The organism is Shewanella sp. MR-4 (assembly GCF_000014685.1).
GTDB lineage: Bacteria > Pseudomonadota > Gammaproteobacteria > Enterobacterales > Shewanellaceae > Shewanella.
This window is the reverse complement of the sequence record NC_008321.1, coordinates 1,699,264-1,720,090: the sequence shown is the minus strand read 5'-3', so window position 1 is coordinate 1,720,090 and position 20,827 is coordinate 1,699,264. Positions and strand designations below refer to the sequence as shown.

Annotated in this window: 18 protein-coding genes and 1 other annotated feature; of the genes, 12 read left to right on the top strand and 6 right to left on the bottom strand. The window is 49.9% G+C overall.

Annotated elements, in window-relative coordinates:
- Positions 1 to 54: 54 nt before the first annotated feature.
- Positions 55 to 2,538: a VolA/Pla-1 family phospholipase gene (locus SHEWMR4_RS07740; protein WP_011622251.1), complete on the bottom strand. Its 2,484-nt coding sequence runs from the start codon at positions 2,536 to 2,538 to the stop codon at positions 55 to 57.
- A 261-nt stretch (positions 2,539 to 2,799) separates the two neighbouring features.
- Between SHEWMR4_RS07740 and SHEWMR4_RS07735 the strand changes: the two genes are divergently transcribed.
- On the top strand, positions 2,800 to 3,537 hold the full coding sequence (locus SHEWMR4_RS07735; RefSeq protein WP_011622250.1) for a YciK family oxidoreductase: 738 nt from the start codon (positions 2,800 to 2,802) through the stop codon (positions 3,535 to 3,537).
- Between the two features lie 134 nt (positions 3,538 to 3,671).
- Here SHEWMR4_RS07735 and rluB read toward each other — a convergent pair whose 3' ends face one another.
- From rluB to rnm, 5 genes are all read right to left on the bottom strand, one after another.
- Positions 3,672 to 4,547 carry a 23S rRNA pseudouridine(2605) synthase RluB gene (gene rluB, locus SHEWMR4_RS07730; protein WP_011622249.1) on the bottom strand — a complete coding sequence of 292 codons (876 nt, stop codon included), beginning with the start codon at positions 4,545 to 4,547 and terminating at the stop codon, positions 3,672 to 3,674.
- A complete protein-coding gene (scpB, locus tag SHEWMR4_RS07725; protein ID WP_011622248.1) occupies positions 4,540 to 5,136 on the bottom strand; it encodes an SMC-Scp complex subunit ScpB in 597 nt (198 codons plus the stop codon). Before scpB ends, rluB begins: the two co-directional genes overlap by 8 nt.
- Positions 5,137 to 5,139: 3 nt before the next feature.
- Complete coding sequence (locus SHEWMR4_RS07720; RefSeq protein WP_011622247.1) at positions 5,140 to 5,928, bottom strand: segregation and condensation protein A; 789 nt, start codon at positions 5,926 to 5,928, stop codon at positions 5,140 to 5,142.
- A 190-nt stretch (positions 5,929 to 6,118) separates the two neighbouring features.
- Positions 6,119 to 6,739 carry an L-threonylcarbamoyladenylate synthase gene (locus SHEWMR4_RS07715; protein ID WP_011622246.1) on the bottom strand — a complete coding sequence of 207 codons (621 nt, stop codon included), beginning with the start codon at positions 6,737 to 6,739 and terminating at the stop codon, positions 6,119 to 6,121.
- Positions 6,736 to 7,596, bottom strand: a complete 861-nt coding sequence (gene rnm, locus SHEWMR4_RS07710) for an RNase RNM (protein WP_011622245.1) — start codon at positions 7,594 to 7,596, stop codon at positions 6,736 to 6,738. Before rnm ends, SHEWMR4_RS07715 begins: the two co-directional genes overlap by 4 nt.
- Positions 7,597 to 7,806: 210 nt before the next feature.
- Positions 7,807 to 7,914 (top strand) — a sequence feature (Trp leader region).
- A gap of 51 nt (positions 7,915 to 7,965) precedes the next feature.
- Between rnm and SHEWMR4_RS07705 the strand changes: the two genes are divergently transcribed.
- From SHEWMR4_RS07705 to SHEWMR4_RS07655, 11 genes are all read left to right on the top strand, one after another.
- The gene (locus SHEWMR4_RS07705) at positions 7,966 to 9,675 is read left to right on the top strand and encodes an anthranilate synthase component 1 (RefSeq protein WP_011622244.1); all 1,710 of its coding nucleotides are present in this window, start codon (positions 7,966 to 7,968) and stop codon (positions 9,673 to 9,675) included.
- 10 nt (positions 9,676 to 9,685) lie between these two features.
- Positions 9,686 to 10,294 carry an aminodeoxychorismate/anthranilate synthase component II gene (locus SHEWMR4_RS07700; RefSeq protein ID WP_011622243.1) on the top strand — a complete coding sequence of 203 codons (609 nt, stop codon included), beginning with the start codon at positions 9,686 to 9,688 and terminating at the stop codon, positions 10,292 to 10,294.
- The gene (gene trpD / locus SHEWMR4_RS07695; protein WP_011622242.1) at positions 10,294 to 11,337 is read left to right on the top strand and encodes an anthranilate phosphoribosyltransferase; all 1,044 of its coding nucleotides are present in this window, start codon (positions 10,294 to 10,296) and stop codon (positions 11,335 to 11,337) included. Before SHEWMR4_RS07700 ends, trpD begins: the two co-directional genes overlap by 1 nt.
- 77 nt (positions 11,338 to 11,414) lie before the next feature.
- The gene (gene trpCF / locus SHEWMR4_RS07690) at positions 11,415 to 12,824 is read left to right on the top strand and encodes a bifunctional indole-3-glycerol-phosphate synthase TrpC/phosphoribosylanthranilate isomerase TrpF (protein WP_227499248.1); all 1,410 of its coding nucleotides are present in this window, start codon (positions 11,415 to 11,417) and stop codon (positions 12,822 to 12,824) included.
- A 108-nt stretch (positions 12,825 to 12,932) separates the two neighbouring features.
- Positions 12,933 to 14,123 carry a tryptophan synthase subunit beta gene (gene trpB, locus SHEWMR4_RS07685; protein ID WP_011622240.1) on the top strand — a complete coding sequence of 397 codons (1,191 nt, stop codon included), beginning with the start codon at positions 12,933 to 12,935 and terminating at the stop codon, positions 14,121 to 14,123.
- A 5-nt stretch (positions 14,124 to 14,128) separates the two neighbouring features.
- On the top strand, positions 14,129 to 14,965 hold the full coding sequence (gene trpA, locus SHEWMR4_RS07680; RefSeq protein WP_011622239.1) for a tryptophan synthase subunit alpha: 837 nt from the start codon (positions 14,129 to 14,131) through the stop codon (positions 14,963 to 14,965).
- A 226-nt stretch (positions 14,966 to 15,191) separates the two neighbouring features.
- A complete protein-coding gene (locus SHEWMR4_RS07675; RefSeq protein WP_041408741.1) occupies positions 15,192 to 15,617 on the top strand; it encodes a hypothetical protein in 426 nt (141 codons plus the stop codon).
- Positions 15,618 to 15,869: 252 nt separating this feature from the next.
- A complete protein-coding gene (locus SHEWMR4_RS07670; protein ID WP_011622237.1) occupies positions 15,870 to 16,154 on the top strand; it encodes a DUF2798 domain-containing protein in 285 nt (94 codons plus the stop codon).
- 572 nt (positions 16,155 to 16,726) lie between these two features.
- Positions 16,727 to 18,217: a lysine N(6)-hydroxylase/L-ornithine N(5)-oxygenase family protein gene (locus SHEWMR4_RS07665; protein WP_011622236.1), complete on the top strand. Its 1,491-nt coding sequence runs from the start codon at positions 16,727 to 16,729 to the stop codon at positions 18,215 to 18,217.
- Positions 18,217 to 18,900 (top strand): GNAT family N-acetyltransferase, encoded by a 684-nt coding sequence (locus tag SHEWMR4_RS07660; protein ID WP_011622235.1) that lies wholly within the window; start codon positions 18,217 to 18,219, stop codon positions 18,898 to 18,900. The genes SHEWMR4_RS07665 and SHEWMR4_RS07660 overlap by 1 nt, the downstream gene beginning before the upstream one ends.
- The gene (locus SHEWMR4_RS07655) at positions 18,897 to 20,786 is read left to right on the top strand and encodes an IucA/IucC family protein (protein ID WP_011622234.1); all 1,890 of its coding nucleotides are present in this window, start codon (positions 18,897 to 18,899) and stop codon (positions 20,784 to 20,786) included. Before SHEWMR4_RS07660 ends, SHEWMR4_RS07655 begins: the two co-directional genes overlap by 4 nt.
- Positions 20,787 to 20,827 lie beyond the last annotated feature (41 nt).

Here is a 20,827-nt window from a genome sequence, read left to right as displayed (position 1 = left end):
AAAGCGCCATAAAAAAACCCAGCAAAGGCTGGGTTTTTAGGATTTTACACGCGACTAGTTAGAACAGGTCGAAATCACGCTTGGATCGGTGACGAAAATCGTCGCTTCACCTTTACCTGCGGTAGAAGCATAGGTCGCCACTTGCGTCTGCATCTCAACGGTTGCCGCAGCGGCCATACCATCCGTTGAACTCTTCTCACTTGGGTCAACAATTGAGCTATGGTGCCCCTTAGCAAAACGCACCGCACCAGAACCTTTGGTGGTTGCATCCACACAAGGCAGACCGATTGCCGAGATCAACGGCTCAGTGCCTGAGAGTGGGAAGTTATCGACGCGATTAGGTAACACTTGGTCAGCTAAGTTACCGTTACCATCACCCGCGATTTCGATTAAGTGCACGGGTAATCCCGTTGCTTTTAACATACCTGCATGGTTAACCGGATCCGCTGAATCCACCGCCGTTTGCACCGCAAAGGCAAAGGTTGGAATAAACTGCGCATAAACCCCTTGTACTAATGCCGCATATTCTGGGCTGCCAGGCTCGTATCCCGCAGTATTGGCTTTATCCACTAATGCTTGGAACGTTGCAGAAGCAGTCACATTGCTAAACAGCACTGGGCCAAAGGTCGCAGAACCAGCAAACGCGCCCGCTAAACCACCCGCTGGCGCCGCCAGAGAGACCGCATTGATGGCATAAGGGTTAGGTAGCGCTTCACCCGTGCTTGGATTTTTCATGCCCGTGCTGGCATAAGTCGCAAAGTCGGTACCGACAATCGCACCTAAACTTAAGCCCTGCGCGCTAATCTTGGAAATATCGAATACTTGTGGTTGATTAGCCTGTGCAAGCCCCTGCGCTAACCCCGTTAAGGCTAAACGCACGCCAAGGTGATCCATGGTGGCCTGACGGAAGTTATCCCGCACCGATAGCGTGCTTGAGATATTCACGAAGACGAGTGGATTACCATTTTTAAAGGCATCAGGCGTACCAATCACGTTACCGAAGGAAGGATCGGTTGCCGATACTTCGTAAACCCCATCGCCATTGGCATCGAACGAGCGAGCACCATGTAAAGGCATATCGATGGCTACCGTTGCCACGCCCATAGCTGCATAACTGCCCGCATAGGCTAATGACATTTCCTTACCGCCGCCTAAACCATGTAGCGCAATCGTCGTTGGCCAGCCAGAAGTCGGTGGGGTAAAGGTTAACCCTTGTTGCTGATAGAAGGCCGCGAGTTTAGTCGCATTTGGCATAGAAATCAGTACAGGTACCGTTTCATAACCTTTAATCGCAGGGATGGGGTTAAATTTGGTTAAATGCTTGGTTTTATCCGCTGCCGTTCCATCATCGAGCAACCAGGTTTTACCCGCCATCAGAGAAGGATTCGCTAAGGCATCGGCAGGATTTGCAATCCCATTCGCTACTGCCTGCATACCAAAGTTGGTTTGACTTAAGGTACCCGCTTGCAGCGCTAATAATACCGAAACAGGGCTATCACCTTGGGCTTTCCAGCGGCCATTGATCAGCGGCTGACCTGCAGATGACAAGCAACTGACCGAAGAACAGTCACCGTAAATCGGCAATTTAATCTTAGCGGTATAAACATCGGCTAGATTCGATACTACATACGCCGCGCCATCTGCTGGAGTTAAACCAGCAGCCTGAGCCACAGTGTAACCCGCAGGGGTGGGCATTTGCGCAAAACTTGGGGCATAAGGCGCGCCCTGCGCCATCAAGAGTTTTGTGGTTTCATAGACGTTTGCTACCGATTGAGTGGTAAACAAGCCTGAATAGGTAATGGTTGAGGTATCAACATTATGTGCCGCAGCCATGCCCTTTTCATAACTGTTGATCAAGGTTTGCAGCATCAATTGATCAGGCGTTTCTAGGGGTAAGGTGTTGATGTCCATCTTCAACGTACCATAGGTCGTTGAAGGGGCAATGCCTCGTTCCTCTGAATCTTGGATTAACTTGGTTGTCGCATAAATATAAGACTGGCCGGCTTTTAGCGGTTTGAGTGGCACGATAACGACTTTGTTACCCGATGCCATCGACACAAAATCCACACCAAATTGCAATTCATCGCCGACTTTACAGGCAGATACTGACGGTTTAGTGGTACATTCAGGATCAGATGACAATGGACCACCCACTGTGGCCTCAAACATTCTCACTGCGCCCGGTTGGGCAACCGATGCGGCCATCAGGGTCAGTTGTGTGCCATCGTGATCTTTAGCGAGTTCGAGATCGATTGAAATGGGAGATGTAGTTGACCATCCATCTAAGGCACCAAGAGCAATTTGCGGATCGACATAGTTCCCCGAACTTTCCCCCGGGATTGATAAGGTGCCGTCTGTAGTGCCGCTAAACAACAAATCATTAGGCAAAGGCACTTTAGCATTCGCGGGGTCAAACACCATATGGGATTCAGGGATGAGCGGGTCTGTCTTATCCTTGAGTTCGTTATAACTGTCCTCTCCACATCCTGTGAGGCCCAGTGCTGATGCAATCGCAACACACAAAATGAGTCTTTTCATTTTTTTTCCCCAAATCTTGTTGTAATAGTTTTGTTTTCCCCAAGAAATTAGTCACAATAGCGCAAAAGCTATGACTAATAGGGCTTATGTTAGCCCCTAACTCATTTCAAGTTAACGTAAAAATATTGAGTTAGCCACAAGTTTGTCACAAACATTTTAGCTATTTGCAACAAAGTTTCATTCATTTGTTTGAAACATGCGTTTAGCAATTCGGCGACTCTAGAAGTGGCGGGCATTTTCGCCAAGAGGAATAAAAGGCTCATGTTGGAATATCAAGCAGCAAAAGATTTACTCAAAGGTAAAACCATACTGGTGACAGGCGCTGGCGCAGGTATCGGTCGCGCGGCGGCCATTGAATTTGCCAAACACGGTGCCACCGTGATTTTACTCGGTAAAACCGTCAAAAAACTCGAAGCCGTATACGACGTTATCGAACAGGCGGGTTACCCAACTCCTGCGATCGTGCCGTTAGATTTAAAAGGTGCGACCGAGCAAAACTACCGCGATATGGCCGAAACCATTGGCGAGCAGTTTGGTCACTTAGATGGTTTGCTGCACAACGCCAGTTTACTCGGCGCTTTAGGCCCGTTTGAACACATCGATATTCCATCACTCGAAGATGTACTTAAAGTCAACGTCACTTCACAGGTCATGCTGACTAAGGCCCTGTTGCCGATTATGCGCCAAGCACCCAGCGCCTCGATTATCTTTACCTCAAGCAGTGTTGGCCGTCAGGGCCGCGCCTACTGGGGGCCCTATGCCTTCTCTAAATTTGCCACCGAAGGCATGATGCAAGTGCTCGCCCACGAATGTGATGGCACGTCTGTACGCGTTAATAGCATTAACCCAGGCGCGACTCGCACCGAAATGCGTGCTAAAGCATACCCTGCCGAAAATCCATTAGCTTTAAAAACGGCCGAAGAAATCATGCCAACATACCTCTATTTAATGGGGCAAGATTCTAGCGAAATTAACGGTCAGCAATTTAACGCTCAATAAGCAATGCTGCTCTAATGTACTAATAGATAAAAATAAAGGGAGCCCTACGCTCCCTTTATTTTTATCAGTCGCAGAAAGCAAAAAAGGCCGCAAGCGGCCTTTTTACTGAGAGACTTAACATCACTCGAATGGTATTAACTACGCTGACGTGTTGGCTTAGCCTTAGGCGTCGCTGTCACTTTATGCTTGCGTACGGCGCGGCGAATTTTTGCACTCTTCACCTGAGCACGGGCCACGCTGTGTTTATCGGCGGCCAGCATAGTACGAGTTTCAGGTTCAAGACCCGCTAATTGGCGCAGGTAGTTAACTTGCTCAATAGGCAATTCAACCCAGCCACCACGAGGCAGCGATTTAGGCAATTCCACCATACCGTAACGCACACGGATAAGACGGCTTACTTGCACCTCTTGGGATTCCCATAAACGACGCACTTCGCGGTTACGGCCTTCACGTAGACATACGTGCCACCATTGGTTCATACCCTCGCCGCCTGCGGCTTTAATGGCATCGAACTGTGCCATACCGTCTTCTAACATTACGCCGGTACGCAGACGTTGTACCGCAGCCTCTGGTACTTCACCAAAGGTACGTACCGCGTATTCACGTTCAACTTCGTTAGAAGGGTGCATCAAGCGGTTAGCGAGTTCACCGTCTGAGGTAAACAGCAATAAGCCTGAAGTGTTAATATCCAGACGCCCTACCGCAACCCAGCGCGAATCACGCACCTTCGGCAAACGGTCAAACACGGTTGGACGACCTTCAGGGTCTTTACGGCTACAAATCTCACCTTCGGGTTTGTGATAGGCGAGCACGCGGCAAATCACATCATCGGCGGACTTAAGCGATATGGCTCGACCGTCGATACGTACTTTGGCATCGGCTTCGATACGGTCGCCAAGATTGGCAATTACGCCATCAATACTAACTCGACCTGCAGCAATCCATGCCTCCATCTCACGACGGGAGCCATGGCCTGCACGGGCCAAGACTTTCTGCAATTTTTCACTCATTAGTATCTTGCTCTTCTGACTGTTCAGGCGTTACTTTCAAACCTGAAAATACCGCCTGCAATGACTCAGTATCCGTAAGCGCAGGTAAATCCGCTAGGGTATCTAAGCCAAAATAGGCTAAAAATTCTAAGGTCGTGGCGTAGAGTGCGGGTCTCCCCGGGACTTCTTTGTGGCCAACGACTTTAATCCAATGTCTATCTGACAAACTTTTAATGATATGGCTACTAATGGCCACACCACGCACCTGCTCAATATCGCCACGGGTCACGGGTTGACGATAGGCGATCACCGCCAAGGTCTCTAATGTTGCCCGCGAATACTTAGGTGCTTTTTCCTGCCACAGGGGCTGCAAAAAAGGACTCAGGACTTCCAAGGTCTGGAAGCGATAACCCCCAGCCACTTTCACAAGTTGAACACCCCGTTCCTGATAATCCTGCTGCAACTCTTCCAATGCGGCTTTGATTTTGTCTCTGGAAACGCTGAAATCCGCCAACACGGTTTCTTTCAACATTTTCACCGACAAGGGTTTCCCCAATACAAACAGACTCGCTTCAATAAGCTGTTTTAATTGAATTGGATTTATCTGCATCAATTAATAGGCCTTTACGTAAATAGTTGAAAACGGCTCTGTTTGGTACAATTCCACTAATAATTCTTTGACCAATTCCATCAGCGCTAAAAAGGTCACCACCACACCGGCGCGGCCTTCTTCGACACTGAATAAACGCTCAAAGGGCGTAAACGTCTCGCTATTAAGCATGGCTAAAATTTGGCTCATGCGCTCGCGGGTCGATAACTGTTCACGCTTAACATGATGATCTTCGTTGGCATCGATACGTTTGAGCACTTCGCCAAAGGCGCGGGCGATTTCAAATAACGATACATCAGGCGGGATCACCAAAGGTTTAATATTCGGTGAAGGTGCCGCGGTTGCTTGGAACACATCGCGTTCAAGCCGAGGTAAATCATCAATTTTTTGCGAGGCTTCTTTGATTACCTCATAGGCCTTCAATTGACGGATCAACTGGGCCCGTGGATCTTCCTCCACTTCATCTTCCGCCACCATACGCGGCAGCAGCAGACGGGATTTAATCTCAGCCAGTGTTGCCGCCATGACCAGATAATCCGAGGCCAGTTCGATACGCGCCTGAGTGAGCATCGCGATATATTCTAAATATTGCGCGGTGATCTGCGAAATGGGTAAATCGACAACATCTAATTTTTGCTTACGGATCAGATACAAAAGTAAGTCGAGCGGCCCTTCGAAGGACTCTAAAAACACTTCTAACGCCTCAGGTGGAATAAACAAATCCTGTGGCATTTCGGTCATCGCCTGACCGCGAACAACGGCTAAGGGTAAACTTTGTTGCGTGCCCTGCATCCGCTATCCCCATGTAAAACAATCGTTTTTAAACGGCTGTAGATGACTGACTCGAACCCGTACTGAGCTAGGCTTAAGCTCGCTAATCAAGCCCCCCTACGCCAAACGCGCGATTATACCCGCAATTGAGCGGCGATAACACTGTCAAATGATGGTTTTATCGCCTCAATCTCTTACAGTAAATCGCGTGTTAGAGAAATGGGGTAACATCACCCGCGCCTTCACGCAGCACTTCGAAACCATCTTCCGACATATCGATGACTGTGGTCGGTTTTTCACCTAAGTAGCCACCGTGCAGGATCACATCCACTTGATGCTCTAGCAGATCACGAATGTGCTCGGGATCTGACTCTGCAAAATCACTATTGGGCATCACCAAACTGGTGGACATCAGCGGCGCATCTAACGCCTCGAGTAGCGCCAAGGCAATCACATTGTCTGGCACGCGGATACCAATGGTTTTCTTTTTGTCGTTTTGCAGACGACGGGGTACTTCCTTGCTCGCCTTAAAGATGAAAGTGTAAGGTCCAGGCGTGCAGCTTTTTAAGATGCGGTAGGCCTGATTATCTACCTTGGCGTAGGTCGAAAGCTCAGATAAGTCACGGCACATCAAGGAGAAATTATGATCGTGTTCGATTTGACGAATGCGGGTAATGCGCGTCATCGCGTCTTTCTCGCCAATCATACAACCGAGGGCATAGCCCGAATCGGTTGGATATACAATCACACCGCCGGACTTAAGCACAGCCACGGCTTGACTGATCAGGCGTACCTGTGGATTTACTTCGTGTACATAAAAAAACTGACTCATGGTCGTTCCACCCAAGATCCCGACTGCCAGACCCAATCAATTCCTTGGGGCTGGTAGAGATTTTTACCTAGTTCAATCCAATTGCTTGGAAAGTGAAAATCACTCCCTATCGATGCAAGCAACTGATTTTGGACACTCAGCGCCACTAAATTGGCCCTATCGTCCACCGTTTGTTGGCCGAGCACCACTTCCATGGCATCCCCGCCGGCTTCTTTAAATTCTCGCACTAAACGCTTTAACCATTTGGCCGACAGCTTATAACCGCTCGGATGGGCCAATACCGCGAGGCCGCCCGCGTTGTGGATCACCTCAATCGCGCTGGCCATATCGCCCCAATTGTTGGGTACATAGCCAGTTTTACCGCGAGCTAAATAGCGTTTGAACACACTTGGCATATCCACCGCATGGCCATTATCGGCAAGCCAGCGTGCATAGTGACCACGGCTTAAGGCGGCGCCTGCGGCGAGTTTTTTAGCGCCCTCATAGGCGCCTTCAATTCCCGCTTTAGCTAAGCGATGGCCGATTTCTTCGGCGCGCTGCTCACGCAACTCACGCTGATGTGCTAAAAAGCGTAATAACTCGGCATGGGTCTCATCAAAGTTGAGCGCCACTATGTGAATATCGTAACTATTCCAGCGGGTTGAAATCTCAACTCCAGAAATCAGTTTTAACGGTTCGGCCTGCGCTTGATTAAAGGCGCGGGCTTCACTTAAGCCTGCAACCGTATCGTGATCGGTAATTGCAAATAACTGCACGCCCTTTTCAAGGGCTCTGGCGACCAGCTCGGACGGCGAGAGATGACCGTCGGATGCGGTCGTGTGGCTGTGCAAGTCAGCCAATATGCTTTGAGTATTCATGCCGTTATTGTACGTGAATTTAAGATGAAATGTGCATTTATCTCACACTTTATCGAGCAGGAATGGCATTCGGTACAGTGATTTAGCGGCGTTAATCCATCATTTTGAAAAATATTCAATTGACTTTCGCCTCAGGCTCATGTTTTCTATAGCTCAACTAACGAATTATTGAGACCCTTTTGAATGACTCAGATTAACGCTTCTTTCAACATCATTTGGTGGTGGCACTTCCCAACTTAGCGGGTGGTGTGAAGCTCTGTGCTCATTTGAAAGTAACAGAATCAACAAAAAAGCCCGCAGAAATGCGGGCTTTTTTGTTGGTGCGAAAAATGTCTGCAACGCGGTAAACGGATAAAAAGCGAGATAAGCATGACCCTAAAGACATTTAATCAGGTTAACCAAGTTGATGGCGAAAATGTTGCCTCGTCTCAACAGACATTCGCACGTTCACATACGCTCAAGGCTGCGCTGGCATACCATAGCGACCCACTGCGTCTGTACCAGCACATCACTCAAGATGCGCCCCATACCATGTTGTTAGAATCGGCGGAAATCGACAGCAAGGAAAATCTTAAGAGCATGGTGATGACCCATGCGGCGCTGATGATCCGCTGCGACGGTTATCGTTTACGCTTTAGCGCACTGAGTGACAATGGCATCAGTTTACTCTCCCCCATCGAGCAATTTTTTACTGCTCGCGCAAGCCAAACTCTATGCCAACGCGATGGCCACAACTTAGTGGTCACGCTGCAAAAGGATACCGAGCTTAAGGATGAAGATGCGCGCTTAAAATCCACCTCACCCCTCGATGGTTTGCGCTTGTTTGTAAAGCATATCGACTGCGGCGCTCATACTGACAGCCAATCCAAGCCAGCATTCGAAGACTTATTTTTAGGTGGCGTGCTCGCCTACGATTTGATTGATACCGTCGAGCCACTGCCTGAAGCACCAAATGGTGCAAATGATTGTCCTGATTATTTATTTTATCTCGCCGAAACCTTAATTCTTATCGATCACAAGCAAAAGCACGCCGAGCTAATCACCCACCACTTCAGTGAAGGCACAGAAAAGCATTCCGTTGTGACCCAAGCCTTAGCCGAGCGAGCAGAGAATATCCGCGCCCAATGTGAAGCCTTAGCCAAGAGTGCAACACCTGCACCCGCCCTCGTTGGCATAACGGCCACAGAGCAAGTGAATGTCAGTGATGAGGACTTCAAGCAAACTGTTATCGATTTGAAAGAACACATTATTGCCGGCGACATCTTCCAAGTCGTGCCTTCACGCAGCTTTAGCCTGCCCTGCCCCAATACCTTAGGCGCTTACCGCGCGCTGCGATTAACCAACCCCAGCCCCTATATGTTTTATTTCAGGGGCCATGACTTCACCCTTTTGGGCGCCTCGCCCGAGAGCGCGCTGAAATATGAAGCCAGCAACAATCAAGTCGAAGTCTACCCGATTGCAGGCACCCGTAAGCGCGGCAAAACCGCCAGCGGCGAGATTGATTTCGACCTCGATAGCCGTATCGAACTCGAATTGCGTTTGGATAAAAAAGAGCTTTCCGAACACTTAATGTTGGTCGATTTAGCCCGTAACGATATTGCCCGAATCAGCCAAAGCGGCAGTCGCAAAGTGGCCGAGTTACTTAAAGTCGACCGTTATTCCCACGTGATGCACTTAGTCAGCCGCGTCACAGGTCAACTACGCCAAGACTTAGATGCACTCCACGCCTACCAAGCCTGCATGAATATGGGCACGCTAGTTGGCGCCCCGAAAGTGCGCGCCTCGCAACTCGTACGTCAGGCAGAAAAGACCCGCCGAGGCAGCTATGGTGGCGCAGTGGGTTACCTCAACGCCCTTGGGGATATGGACACCTGTATTGTTATCCGCTCCGCCTTTGTGAAAAACGGCGTGGCCCATATCCAAGCGGGTGCTGGCGTAGTGTTTGATTCCGATCCCCAGAGTGAAGCCGATGAAACGCGCCAAAAGGCGCAGGCGGTGATTTCTGCCATCAAGATGGGCGCTGGCTTAGATAAAAGCCATCAAGCAACTGCGACTACGACGACTGAACAACCAAGATAAGGAGCCTAAGATGAAACTCTATTTACTCGATAACTTCGACTCCTTTACCTACAACTTAGTCGACCAATTTAGAAGCCTTGGCTGTGAAGTGGTGATCTACCGTAATGATGTTGCCGCCGACTATATTGCCGACAAGCTGTTAGCGGAAACCGAGCCTAGCGCCTTAGTCTTATCGCCAGGCCCAGGTGCGCCCCATGAAGCGGGTTCCATGATGGCGCTCATTGACAAAGTCGCGGGCAAAGTGCCTATGCTTGGGATCTGTCTAGGTCATCAAGCCATGGTGGAATATTACGGCGGTAAAGTGGAGCGCGCGCCTTTTGTGGTGCACGGTAAAGCCAGCCCCACCTTCCATAATGGTACAGGTGTGTTTGCTAACTTGTCTTCGCCCTTACCTGTCGCCCGTTATCACAGCTTAGTGGCGACAAAAGTCCCCGATTGTCTTGAAGTCATTGCCACCACAGAAGAGATGCCAATGGCGATTTTGCACGCCGAGCACAGGGCGGTTGGTTTTCAGTTTCATCCAGAATCCATCTTAACCACCTTGGGCAGCACCTTGTTAACCCAAACCCTACGCTTTTTGACTCAAGACATCACCCACAATACCGCAGGAGCACAATAATGAGCGCAACATCGATTCAGCCCCTGCTCGATATCTTGTTTCAGGGTAAGGCATTAACGCGCGAGCAAACCGCCAGTCTCTTTAGCACCCTTATTCAAGGTGAAATGAATGAAGCCGTGATGGCAGGCATGTTAATGGCCCTTAAAATTCGCGGTGAAACCATTGCCGAAATCAGTGGCGCCGCCGATGCGATGCGCGCCGCGGCAAAGCCTTTCCCTTATCCCTCATCTATGCGGACTGAAGGGATTATCGATATCGTCGGCACGGGTGGCGATGGTTTTAATACCATTAATATCTCCACCACAGCTGCCTTTGTCGCCGCAGCCGCTGGTGCAAAAGTGGCGAAACACGGTAATCGCTCCGTATCAAGCAAATCGGGCTCTTCGGATTTACTCGCCCAATTTGGCATTGATTTAACCATGTCACCCGAGCTGGCGAGCCGCTGCCTCGAATCACTCAATCTGTGTTTCCTGTTTGCGCCCCACTACCATGGCGGTGTCAAACATGCGGTGCCCGTGCGCCAAGCGCTGAAAACTCGCACCATATTCAATGTGTTAGGGCCATTGATTAACCCTGCACGCCCAGAATTTATGCTGCTTGGGGTCTATAGCCCAGAGCTGGTGACGCCCATCGCCCGCGTACTGCAAGCCCTTGGCACGCAAAGAGCCATGGTGGTGCACGGCAGTGGTTTAGATGAAGTGGCGCTCCATGGCAGTACACAGGTCGCCGAACTCAAAGATGGTGAGATTATTGAATATCAATTAACGCCTGCGGATTTTGGTGTGCCGCAGGCCCAAATGAGTGAGCTTGAAGGGGGCGAACCTGCACAAAACGCCCAAATCACGCAATCTATTTTGCAAGGACAAGGCAGCGATGCCCACACCCATGCGGTTGCCATCAATGCCGGTTGTGCCTTATATCTGTGTGGCCTATCGGACTCAGTCAAAGCCGGCACCGCCCTTGCGCTCAACACCATAAAAAGCGGCAAAGCCTTTGAATTACTGAATCAACTCGCTAAAGTCAGCAGCGAGGCACAGGAATAATGACCATGGCACAGATTCAACAACCCGACGCGCATCGCTCGGAAGATAATCAAGCATCGCAGGATGTAAGGGGTAGCATGCAAACCAGCACAGCAAAAGCCAACGTTTTAACCCGTATCGTCGATACTAAGGCCGCCCATATCGCCGCCCTTAAGTTGCGTTTTCCTGAAGACAGCTTAACCCCCAAGATTTCGGACCGTAGTCTATTTGCCGCCTTAAAAGCCCCGAAGGCGGGTTATATTTTAGAGTGCAAGAAAGCCAGTCCATCCAAAGGCTTAATCCGTAAAGACTTTGATGTCGAAGCCATCGCTTCTATTTATACCCAATATGCTGCGGGGATTTCGGTATTAACCGATGAGCAATTTTTCCAAGGGGACATGGACTATATCCCGAAAGTGCGGGCCAAAGTGAGTCAACCGATTCTGTGTAAAGACTTTTTTGTTGATGAGTATCAAATCAAATTAGCGGCTCATCAGGGCGCCGATGCGATTCTGTTGATGCTTTCTGTGCTCGATGATGAGCGATATCAGCAACTTGCCAACGAGGCGGCCAAGTATCAACTCGATGTGCTGACCGAAGTCAGCAATGAAGAAGAACTGAAACGCGCCATCGTCTTAAATGCACCTATTATTGGCATTAATAACCGCAACTTACGAGATTTAAGTACCGATTTAGCCACCACAGAAGCCCTTGCGCCGCACATCGGCAGCGATCGCGTAGTGATCAGCGAATCGGGCATTTACACTAACGAACAAGTACGCCGCTTAAGTCCGTTAGTCGATGGCTTCTTGGTCGGGAGCTCGATTATGGCCGAAGAAAACATTGATTTAGCCTGTCGTAAATTGATCTTCGGTCACAATAAAGTCTGCGGCCTCACCCGCCTTGAAGATATTCAAGCGGCGGCCACTGCGGGCGCCGTGTATGCTGGGCTGATTTTTGCTGAAAAATCGCCACGCGCGCTCACTAAAGATGCCGCCAAACAATTAGTACAGCAATACCGCGCCGCTAATTTGCCCGCCATTGAGTTTGTCGGGGTGTTTGTTAATAGCACGCCTGAGTTCATGGCGAGTATCGCCCAAGAATGTGGCTTAGCCGCGCTGCAACTGCACGGCAGCGAGACTGAGCTGGAAATTGCCGAGCTAAGCCAATTACTGCAACAGGCCGGACTGAACACCCAAATTTGGAAGGCGGTCAGTGTCGATGCTCAAAGCAGCGAACTTGCTGCTATGCCAAGAGGAGTGCAGCGTTATCTTTTTGATAGCAAGAATGACGCAGGTTTTGGTGGTACTGGGCAAGCCTTTGATTGGCAACTACCTATTGCCCATAAAGCCGAGGCCATGCTCGCGGGTGGCCTCAATGCTGACAATGCTGCCCGTGCCAATGCCCAAGGATTTTACGGTTTAGATTTTAACTCTGGCCTCGAAACCGCACCCGGCATTAAGTCGGCAGAGAAAATCCAAGCGGCATTTAGTCAATTACGACTCTAGACCCACTTTTATAAAAACCTGTGCAAAGTACAGGCTAGCAAGAATTGAAACTCGATGGCGTTAACCTAAACCGTCATCGAAACAAATGAATAGGATAAGGAACAAGGTATGTCACAGTTAAAGCTTAACCCTTATTTCGGCGAATACGGCGGTATGTATGTGCCGCAGATTTTAGTCCCCGCCCTCAAGCAACTCGAAAACGCCTTTGTCGAAGCGCAGGCCGATGAATCCTTTCAAGCCGAGTTTACCGACCTGCTAAAAAACTACGCGGGTCGCCCAACGGCACTGACACTAACCCGCAATTTAAGCCCTAACCCTATGGTAAAAATCTACCTCAAGCGGGAAGATTTACTCCACGGCGGCGCCCATAAAACCAACCAAGTATTAGGCCAAGCATTACTGGCTAAACGTATGGGTAAAAAGGAAATTATTGCCGAAACCGGCGCTGGCCAGCACGGTGTTGCCACCGCCCTTGCCTGTGCGCTGCTGGGATTAAAATGCAAAGTGTATATGGGCGCGAAAGACGTTGCCCGCCAATCACCTAACGTATTTAGAATGCGTTTGATGGGCGCAGAAGTCATTCCTGTCACCTCAGGCTCGGCCACCTTAAAAGATGCCTGTAACGAGGCGATGCGCGACTGGTCAGGCAGCTATGAAAAAGCCCACTATCTCTTAGGCACAGCCGCAGGGCCGCATCCCTTCCCGACCATAGTGCGTGAGTTCCAACGTATGATCGGTGAAGAAACCAAGAAGCAAATGCTAGAGCGCGAAGGTCGTCTGCCCGATGCGGTGATCGCCTGTGTCGGCGGTGGCTCTAATGCCATTGGTATGTTTGCCGACTTTATTGATGAAACCAGTGTCGAGCTGATTGGGGTCGAACCCGCAGGTAAAGGCATTGATACCCATATGCACGGCGCGCCACTCAAACATGGCAAAACCGGGATTTTCTTTGGTATGAAGGCGCCCTTGATGCAGGACAGTGAAGGCCAAATCGAAGAGTCCTATTCAATTTCGGCGGGCCTTGACTTCCCATCCGTCGGCCCACAACACGCCCATTTGAACGCGATAGGCCGTGCGCGCTACGAATCGGCCACCGATGATGAAGCCCTAGAAGCTTTCCAACTATTGGCTCGCAGCGAAGGGATTATCCCCGCGCTCGAATCGGCCCACGCCCTCGCTTACGCCCTGCGCCTAGCGAAAGAGTGTACCAAAGAAACCATTTTGGTCGTTAACCTCTCGGGCCGAGGCGATAAGGATATTTTCACTGTGTCAGACATTTTAAACGGTAAAGAGGAATAACAACGATGAGCAACACTGCAACCCAAACTATCCCTCATCAAGCTGGACGTTATCACGCCGCTTTTAGCCGTTTAAAAGCCGAAGGCCGCGGCGCCTTTGTGCCCTTTGTTACTTTGGGCGATCCAAGCCCTGAGCTGTCACTGAAAATTATCGACACCTTAGTGCAAAATGGTGCCGATGCACTGGAATTAGGCTTTCCCTTCTCCGATCCGCTGGCAGACGGCCCTGTGATCCAAGGCGCGAACCTCAGAGCCCTCGCCGCGGGTACGACGCCCACACAGTGCTTCAACTTATTAGCGCAAATTCGCGCGAAATACCCAGAGCTGCCAATCGGGTTATTACTGTACGCGAACCTCGTATTCGCCAATGGCATCGATGCTTTTTATGCCAAAGCGCAGCAAGCGGGCGTGGACTCAGTACTTATCGCCGATGTGCCAGTGGAAGAAGCTGCGCCATTTATTCAAGCCGCTAAGGCCCACGGTATCGCGCCGATTTTTATCGCGCCGCCCAATGCCGATAGCGACACCCTTGAAAAAGTGAGCCAAAGTGGCGAAGGCTATACCTATCTATTGTCCCGCGCCGGTGTAACAGGCACAGACACTAAGGCAGGAACGCCCGTTGAAGAAATTTTAGCTAAGCTGCAAGCATTTAATGCGCCGCCACCGCTATTAGGCTTTGGGATTGCCGAGCCGGCTCAAGTGAGCGCCGCCATTCAAGCGGGCGCCGCGGGTGCAATTTCTGGCTCGGCCGTGGTTAAAATTATCGAAGCTCATCAACAGGATGAAGCAAAACTGCTGTCCACCTTGGGCGAATTTACCCGCGCAATGAAAGCGGCAACCTAATCGCCTCATCGGAGTGATACAATCATTCAGGGCCAAATCTGCGGATTTGGCCTTTTTTATGGTATTAAGTACCAAGGCAAAAACCATGTCGAGCAGAGAACCAACTGCATCTTAAAACTGTCAAACCCAAGGCTTATATTTGGCGCTGAGTCTCATGTCTTAGCGAAAGAGATGTTAATATAACGCCGGTAACATCGGCAGTTTTGTTATGGTAAATGGACTTTTTATGCAGTATCAAATCTATATTCTCGACGTCACGCCTTGGGGCTGTGGTTTTCAAGGTGAAGTCGCCGCCCAATGCGATAATGGCGCCCCAGTATGGTTTTATTATCAGGGTAGCGATCAACAGGCTAAACAACGTTTTCCGTTGAATCAGTGGGTTAAGGTTGAACTCTTCGGCCGCTTAGCCAAGGCAAACCTACAGACCGACATCATTGAACACCGCCAGAGTCTGCAATTCCCTAAACATAATTGTCACTTTGAGGCATCCGGGCAAATCGTTGAGATCACCCAAACGCCCGATGATACTGTGTATTTACTGCAATCGAGCCTCCCCCTTCCCTTCGATAACGAACTGGGCACCTCTCCGATTTCCCGTGGTCATTGGGTTAATGTCACCGGGGAATTATGGGTGACTAACTGGCAAGATTAAGGCTGGACTCAATATTAACGCAGTGCTCCCGTTTTCGCGCAGGCTTTCCAGAGCAATGGCCAGAAACTCAATCGAGGCTAAGTGCAAATGGCTTTTAGGGGATTTTGCCCCTAAAATGGCGAACCGATTGTGCTTAAGGTTTGATAAGCTCAATGCCTACAGCGCAATCCCTAACGTCTTTCGCCAAAAAATGCTTTCACCTAATCTGCTGACCTAACAGCTTTTGCAAAAGCACCACCTATTGAGGTTTTAATGTCTAGCGTAAACTCAGTCCCGACTCCCAAGCCCCGCACGCTCTTTGGTACGCCTAAGCTGCCCGCTAAATACGCTACGGTTGTGATGCCATTTTTTCTTTCGATTTTAATGAGCTGCATAGTATCAGGGATCAGTACCTTCAACGGTGTCGGTGCATCGGCGCAATTTGTTGAGCTTTGGCTGAGTGCGTGGGGGATTTCATGGGCAGTGGCCTTCCCAACCTTACTGATGGTATTACCCTTAGTTCGAAAGTTAACCGCCGCCTTTGTGCAATTACCTTAGGTTCATCTTCGCGTTTAAAGCCATTTTCCCAAATGGCTTTTATGCCTTCCCTCTCCGCGTTGCCCTAAATTCCGCCTAATAACCCAGTCAATGACTCGGATTTACAGTCGATTTACACTCAAGATTGACTCACACTTTCGTTGCTTAAACCTGCGTCCTGCAATGCTGGCAGCCCGAAATAAATCCGACGTTAACTTAAATGTAATTCACTGTTTTTGCTTTGAATATTTTTAAAAAACATTCTTAAGAACATGTTTTACTCATTTTATGCTACGGCAGCTCCCTTACTAGCAAACCATATTTCAGCCCTTTATTTCCCAGTCAAAAGTACGACACCTCCGACAATCATCAAATGAGAATGGTTTGCATTTGTAATTTTTCGAATGCTAATTTATTCGCCGTTGCGCTGATGCACTCATCCTCAGCTTATGCGCAACACATGGAACCGATCCTGATCCGCAAGATAAGGGAATGACTCACTCGGCTGAGGCAGAGAGAACACTCCAACTTGCCCATCAGCCGATGATGACAACCACAGTTTCGGTTGGCAACTGGAACTTAAGGAGGCGTAAGTGACTACCCCAAAAAAGGAAAATGATCGCAGGATTTTCGATCTACTCGGTATCGGCATAGGTCCATTCAATCTCGGATTGGCCGCCCTGAGTGAACCTATCGATGACTTTAGCTGTTTGTTTTTAGATGCCAAAACCGAGTTTGATTGGCATCCAGGTATGCTGCTCAGCGCCTCTCGGCTACAAACACCGTTTATGTCCGACTTAGTGACCATGGCCGATCCCACCAGCCGCTATAGTTACCTCAATTTTGCCAAGCAAACTGGCAGGTTGTATCCCTTTTATATCCGTGAAAACTTTTTCCTGCCACGGAATGAGTATAACCAGTATTGTCAATGGGTTAGCAAACAACTCTCCAACCTGAGATTCGGTTTTAAGGTCACCCAACTCGATTACAACGCCGGAGAAGGTATCTACCATGTTACGGGTGTGGATAGACGCAGCGGCCAGCCCCAAACCTATTTGTGCCGCAAACTGGTGCTCGGCACGGGCACCACGCCCTATGTGCCAGACAATTGCCCGCTACACGATCCCCGTGTGATGCATAGCGCCAGCTATATGCAGCAAAAAACCTACCTGCAGAGCCAAAGCGCCATTACCGTGATCGGCAGTGGTCAAAGCGCCGCGGAAATCTTTTACGATCTTCTGCAAGATATTGATACCTATGGTTATCAATTAAATTGGATGACCCGTTCGCCACGCTTTTATCCGCTGGAATACACCAAACTCACCCTAGAAATGACTTCGCCAGATTATGTGGATTACTTCCACGAACTGTCGCCAGAAAAACGCAGTCGCCTGATTGCGAATCAAAAATCTCTCTACAAGGGGATCAATGCCGAGTTAATCAACGATATTTATGACCTGCTTTACCAAAAACGTTTAGTCAGCGATATCCAATGCCAACTGCTGACCAACGTGGCGCTCGATAAGATAGAGACCTCGGGGGACACGCTGACACTCAAATTCAACCACCTCGAACAGGAATATGCCCTCGAGCAACAGACGGGCGCCGTCGTCTTAGGCACTGGCTATCAATATCGTTTACCCGAATTTATTCAAGGCATTAAATCACAAATTGAATTTGATGATCGCGGCCAACTCGCCATTCAACGGGATTATGGCATCGATGTCAGAGGCGATATTTTTATCCAAAATGCGGGCCTGCATACCCATGGCATCAGCTCACCGGATCTGGGCATGGGCTGCTATCGCAATGCGACGATTCTGCAAGCGGTTTTAGGTTACGCGCCCTATTCGATTGAAGACAGTATCGCCTTCCAAACCTTTGATCCAACTAAGATCCACGCGCGGCAAAGCCAGCCCACCAGCAGCACCTATTCGGCAACAAAAGCCATACCAAGCAAGCCACTATCTTCGGCGGCGCAACCTACACAAAATAGTAATTGTGAGCCACAGGCAGCACTGCGGATAAGTCCTTCGGGCGGCAGTGTGTCGGTCTTGATGGCGCCGAACAAGGAGGCGCAGTAATGGCCAGCCAATGGAGTCGCCACTGTGCGGCCTCACTCTCAAAGCCCATTGTGATTGATGAGTTTGTGTTTAAACCACTCAATCTCCCGCAACACCTGTCTATGCTGCAGCGCTGGTTTAACCAAGACTATGCCCGCTTTTGGGGGATGCAGGGGATGAGTCTCGATGCACTTGCTCGAGCGATGGCGCCAAGCGAGCACAAGCTCGCGCTGATCGGTGAATGGCAAGCCAAACCGCTGTTTATGGTGGAGTTATACGATCCCGCCCACGATGAAGTGGGTGAACATTACGCCGTGGAGCGGCTCGATTGCGGCATGCACCTCATCCTCGCGCCACTTGAGGGCAAACCCGTTCATGGCTTGTCTGGCCAAGTGATGCAGGCTATTGCCGAGCTTATTCTCGACACGCTCGCCTTTAAACGAATGGTGGTCGAGCCAGATCAGCAGAATCACAAGATCCACCGCTTAAATAGCCAAATTGGGATCCGCTACCAAAAAGCCATTCAACTGCGCAGTAAAGCCGCATTCCTCGGCATTTGTAGCGCAGAGAGTCGCCAATTAGCGCAAAAGACCAGCACACCTTTTATGCAGCGCACTGCATCCCTAGCAACTCATGCAACTCAAACAACTCATGCGACCCACGCAACCGCTGTTAACCCTATCATTTTACAGGTAAACCGATGAACTTAGCCACTAACCGCGCATTACTCAAGCCATTCACTCAAGCCGAATTCCCCACGCTGGAGGCCGCAGCCCACCCGCACGTCCCCGCCCACTTAATGCCGGAATATTGGCAGGCGGCCAATCGCCATTTAGTGAAGAAAATCCTCTGCGAATTTACCCATGAGAAGATCATCAGCCCACAGATATACCGCCAAGCGGCAGGCATCAATCACTATGAACTGAGGCTCAAGGACTGCACCTATTACTTCAGCGCGCGCCATTATCAGCTCGACCACCTTGAGATAGAAGCAGGGTCGATTCGAGTCAGCAGCGCGGGCCAAGACAAGCCACTCGATGCCATGAGTTTGATTATCAAACTGAAAGATGCCTTGGGCATGAGTGAAACTCTGTTGCCCACTTACCTTGAAGAAATCACCAGCACCCTCTACAGCAAGGCCTACAAGTTGGCCCATCAAGCTATCCCCGCCACTACACTCGCTAAGGCCGATTATCAAACGATTGAGGCGGGCATGACCGAGGGGCATCCGGTGTTTATCGCCAACAATGGCCGTATTGGTTTTGATATGCAGGACTATGACCAATTTGCCCCCGAGAGTGCCAGCGCGCTTCAGCTAGTGTGGATTGCGGTGCGTAAGGACAAAACCACCTTCTCCTCCCTCGAAGGATTAGACCATGATAGCTTGTTAAAACAGGAGCTTGGCGAACAGTTCACCAAGTTTCAACAACACTTAAGCGCACTGGGGCAAGCGGCCGATAGCTTTTATTTTATGCCCGTTCATCCTTGGCAGTGGCGCGAAAAAATTGCCCGTACCTTTGCCGGCGAAATCGCCCGCGGCGACATCATTTATCTCGGCGAAAGCCAAGATTGCTATCAAGTTCAACAATCGATCCGCACCTTCTTTAACTTAAGCGCGCCGCAAAAATGCTACGTCAAAACCGCGCTTTCTATCTTAAACATGGGCTTTATGCGTGGGCTTTCGCCGCTGTATATGAGCTGCACCCCGCAGATCAACGCTTGGGTGGCCGATCTTATCGAAAGCGACAGCTATTTTGCCGAACAAGGTTTTGTGATCCTAAAAGAAATTGCCGCGATTGGTTATCACCACAGGTATTACGAAGAGGCACTTACCCAAGATAGCGCCTATAAGAAAATGCTGTCGGCGCTGTGGCGCGAGAGTCCGCTGCCGCACATTGAGCCGCAGCAAACCCTGATGACCATGGCGGCACTATTACACGTCGATCATCAGGAGCAAGCCCTGCTTGCCGCCTTAATCAAGCACTCGGGCTTAAGCGCCAAGGAGTGGGTCAAGCGCTATCTCAACCTCTACTTATCGCCATTACTGCACGCCTTCTTTGCCTACGATCTGGTGTTTATGCCCCATGGCGAGAACCTGATTTTGGTGCTCGATGCCGGCATCCCGGTCAAAATATTGATGAAGGATATCGGCGAAGAAGTCGCTGTACTCAACGGCAGCGAACCACTGCCGCAAGAAGTGCAGCGCCTTGCGGTCGAGCTTGAGGAAGAGATGAAGCTCAACTATATCTTGCTCGATATTTTTGACTGTATTTTCCGTTACTTAGCGCCAATTCTGGATAAGCAAACCGAGGTCAGCGAAGCGCAATTTTGGGAGCTTGTGGCAGACAATGTGCGTGACTATCAAGCGCAGCATCCGCAGTTGGCAGACAAATTTGCACAATACGATCTCTTTAAAGACAGCTTCGTCCGCACTTGCCTGAATCGCATTCAGCTCAATAACAACCAGCAGATGATTGACCTTGCCGACAGGGAAAAAAATCTGCGGTTTGCGGGCGGAATAGATAATCCGCTGGCCGCCTTTAGGCAAAGCCATGCCTTTGGAAATCAGAAGCTTAAACCCAAATCCTAAATCACTTTTAACCTTGAGTGGGCCTTACGCCCACTCTGGGC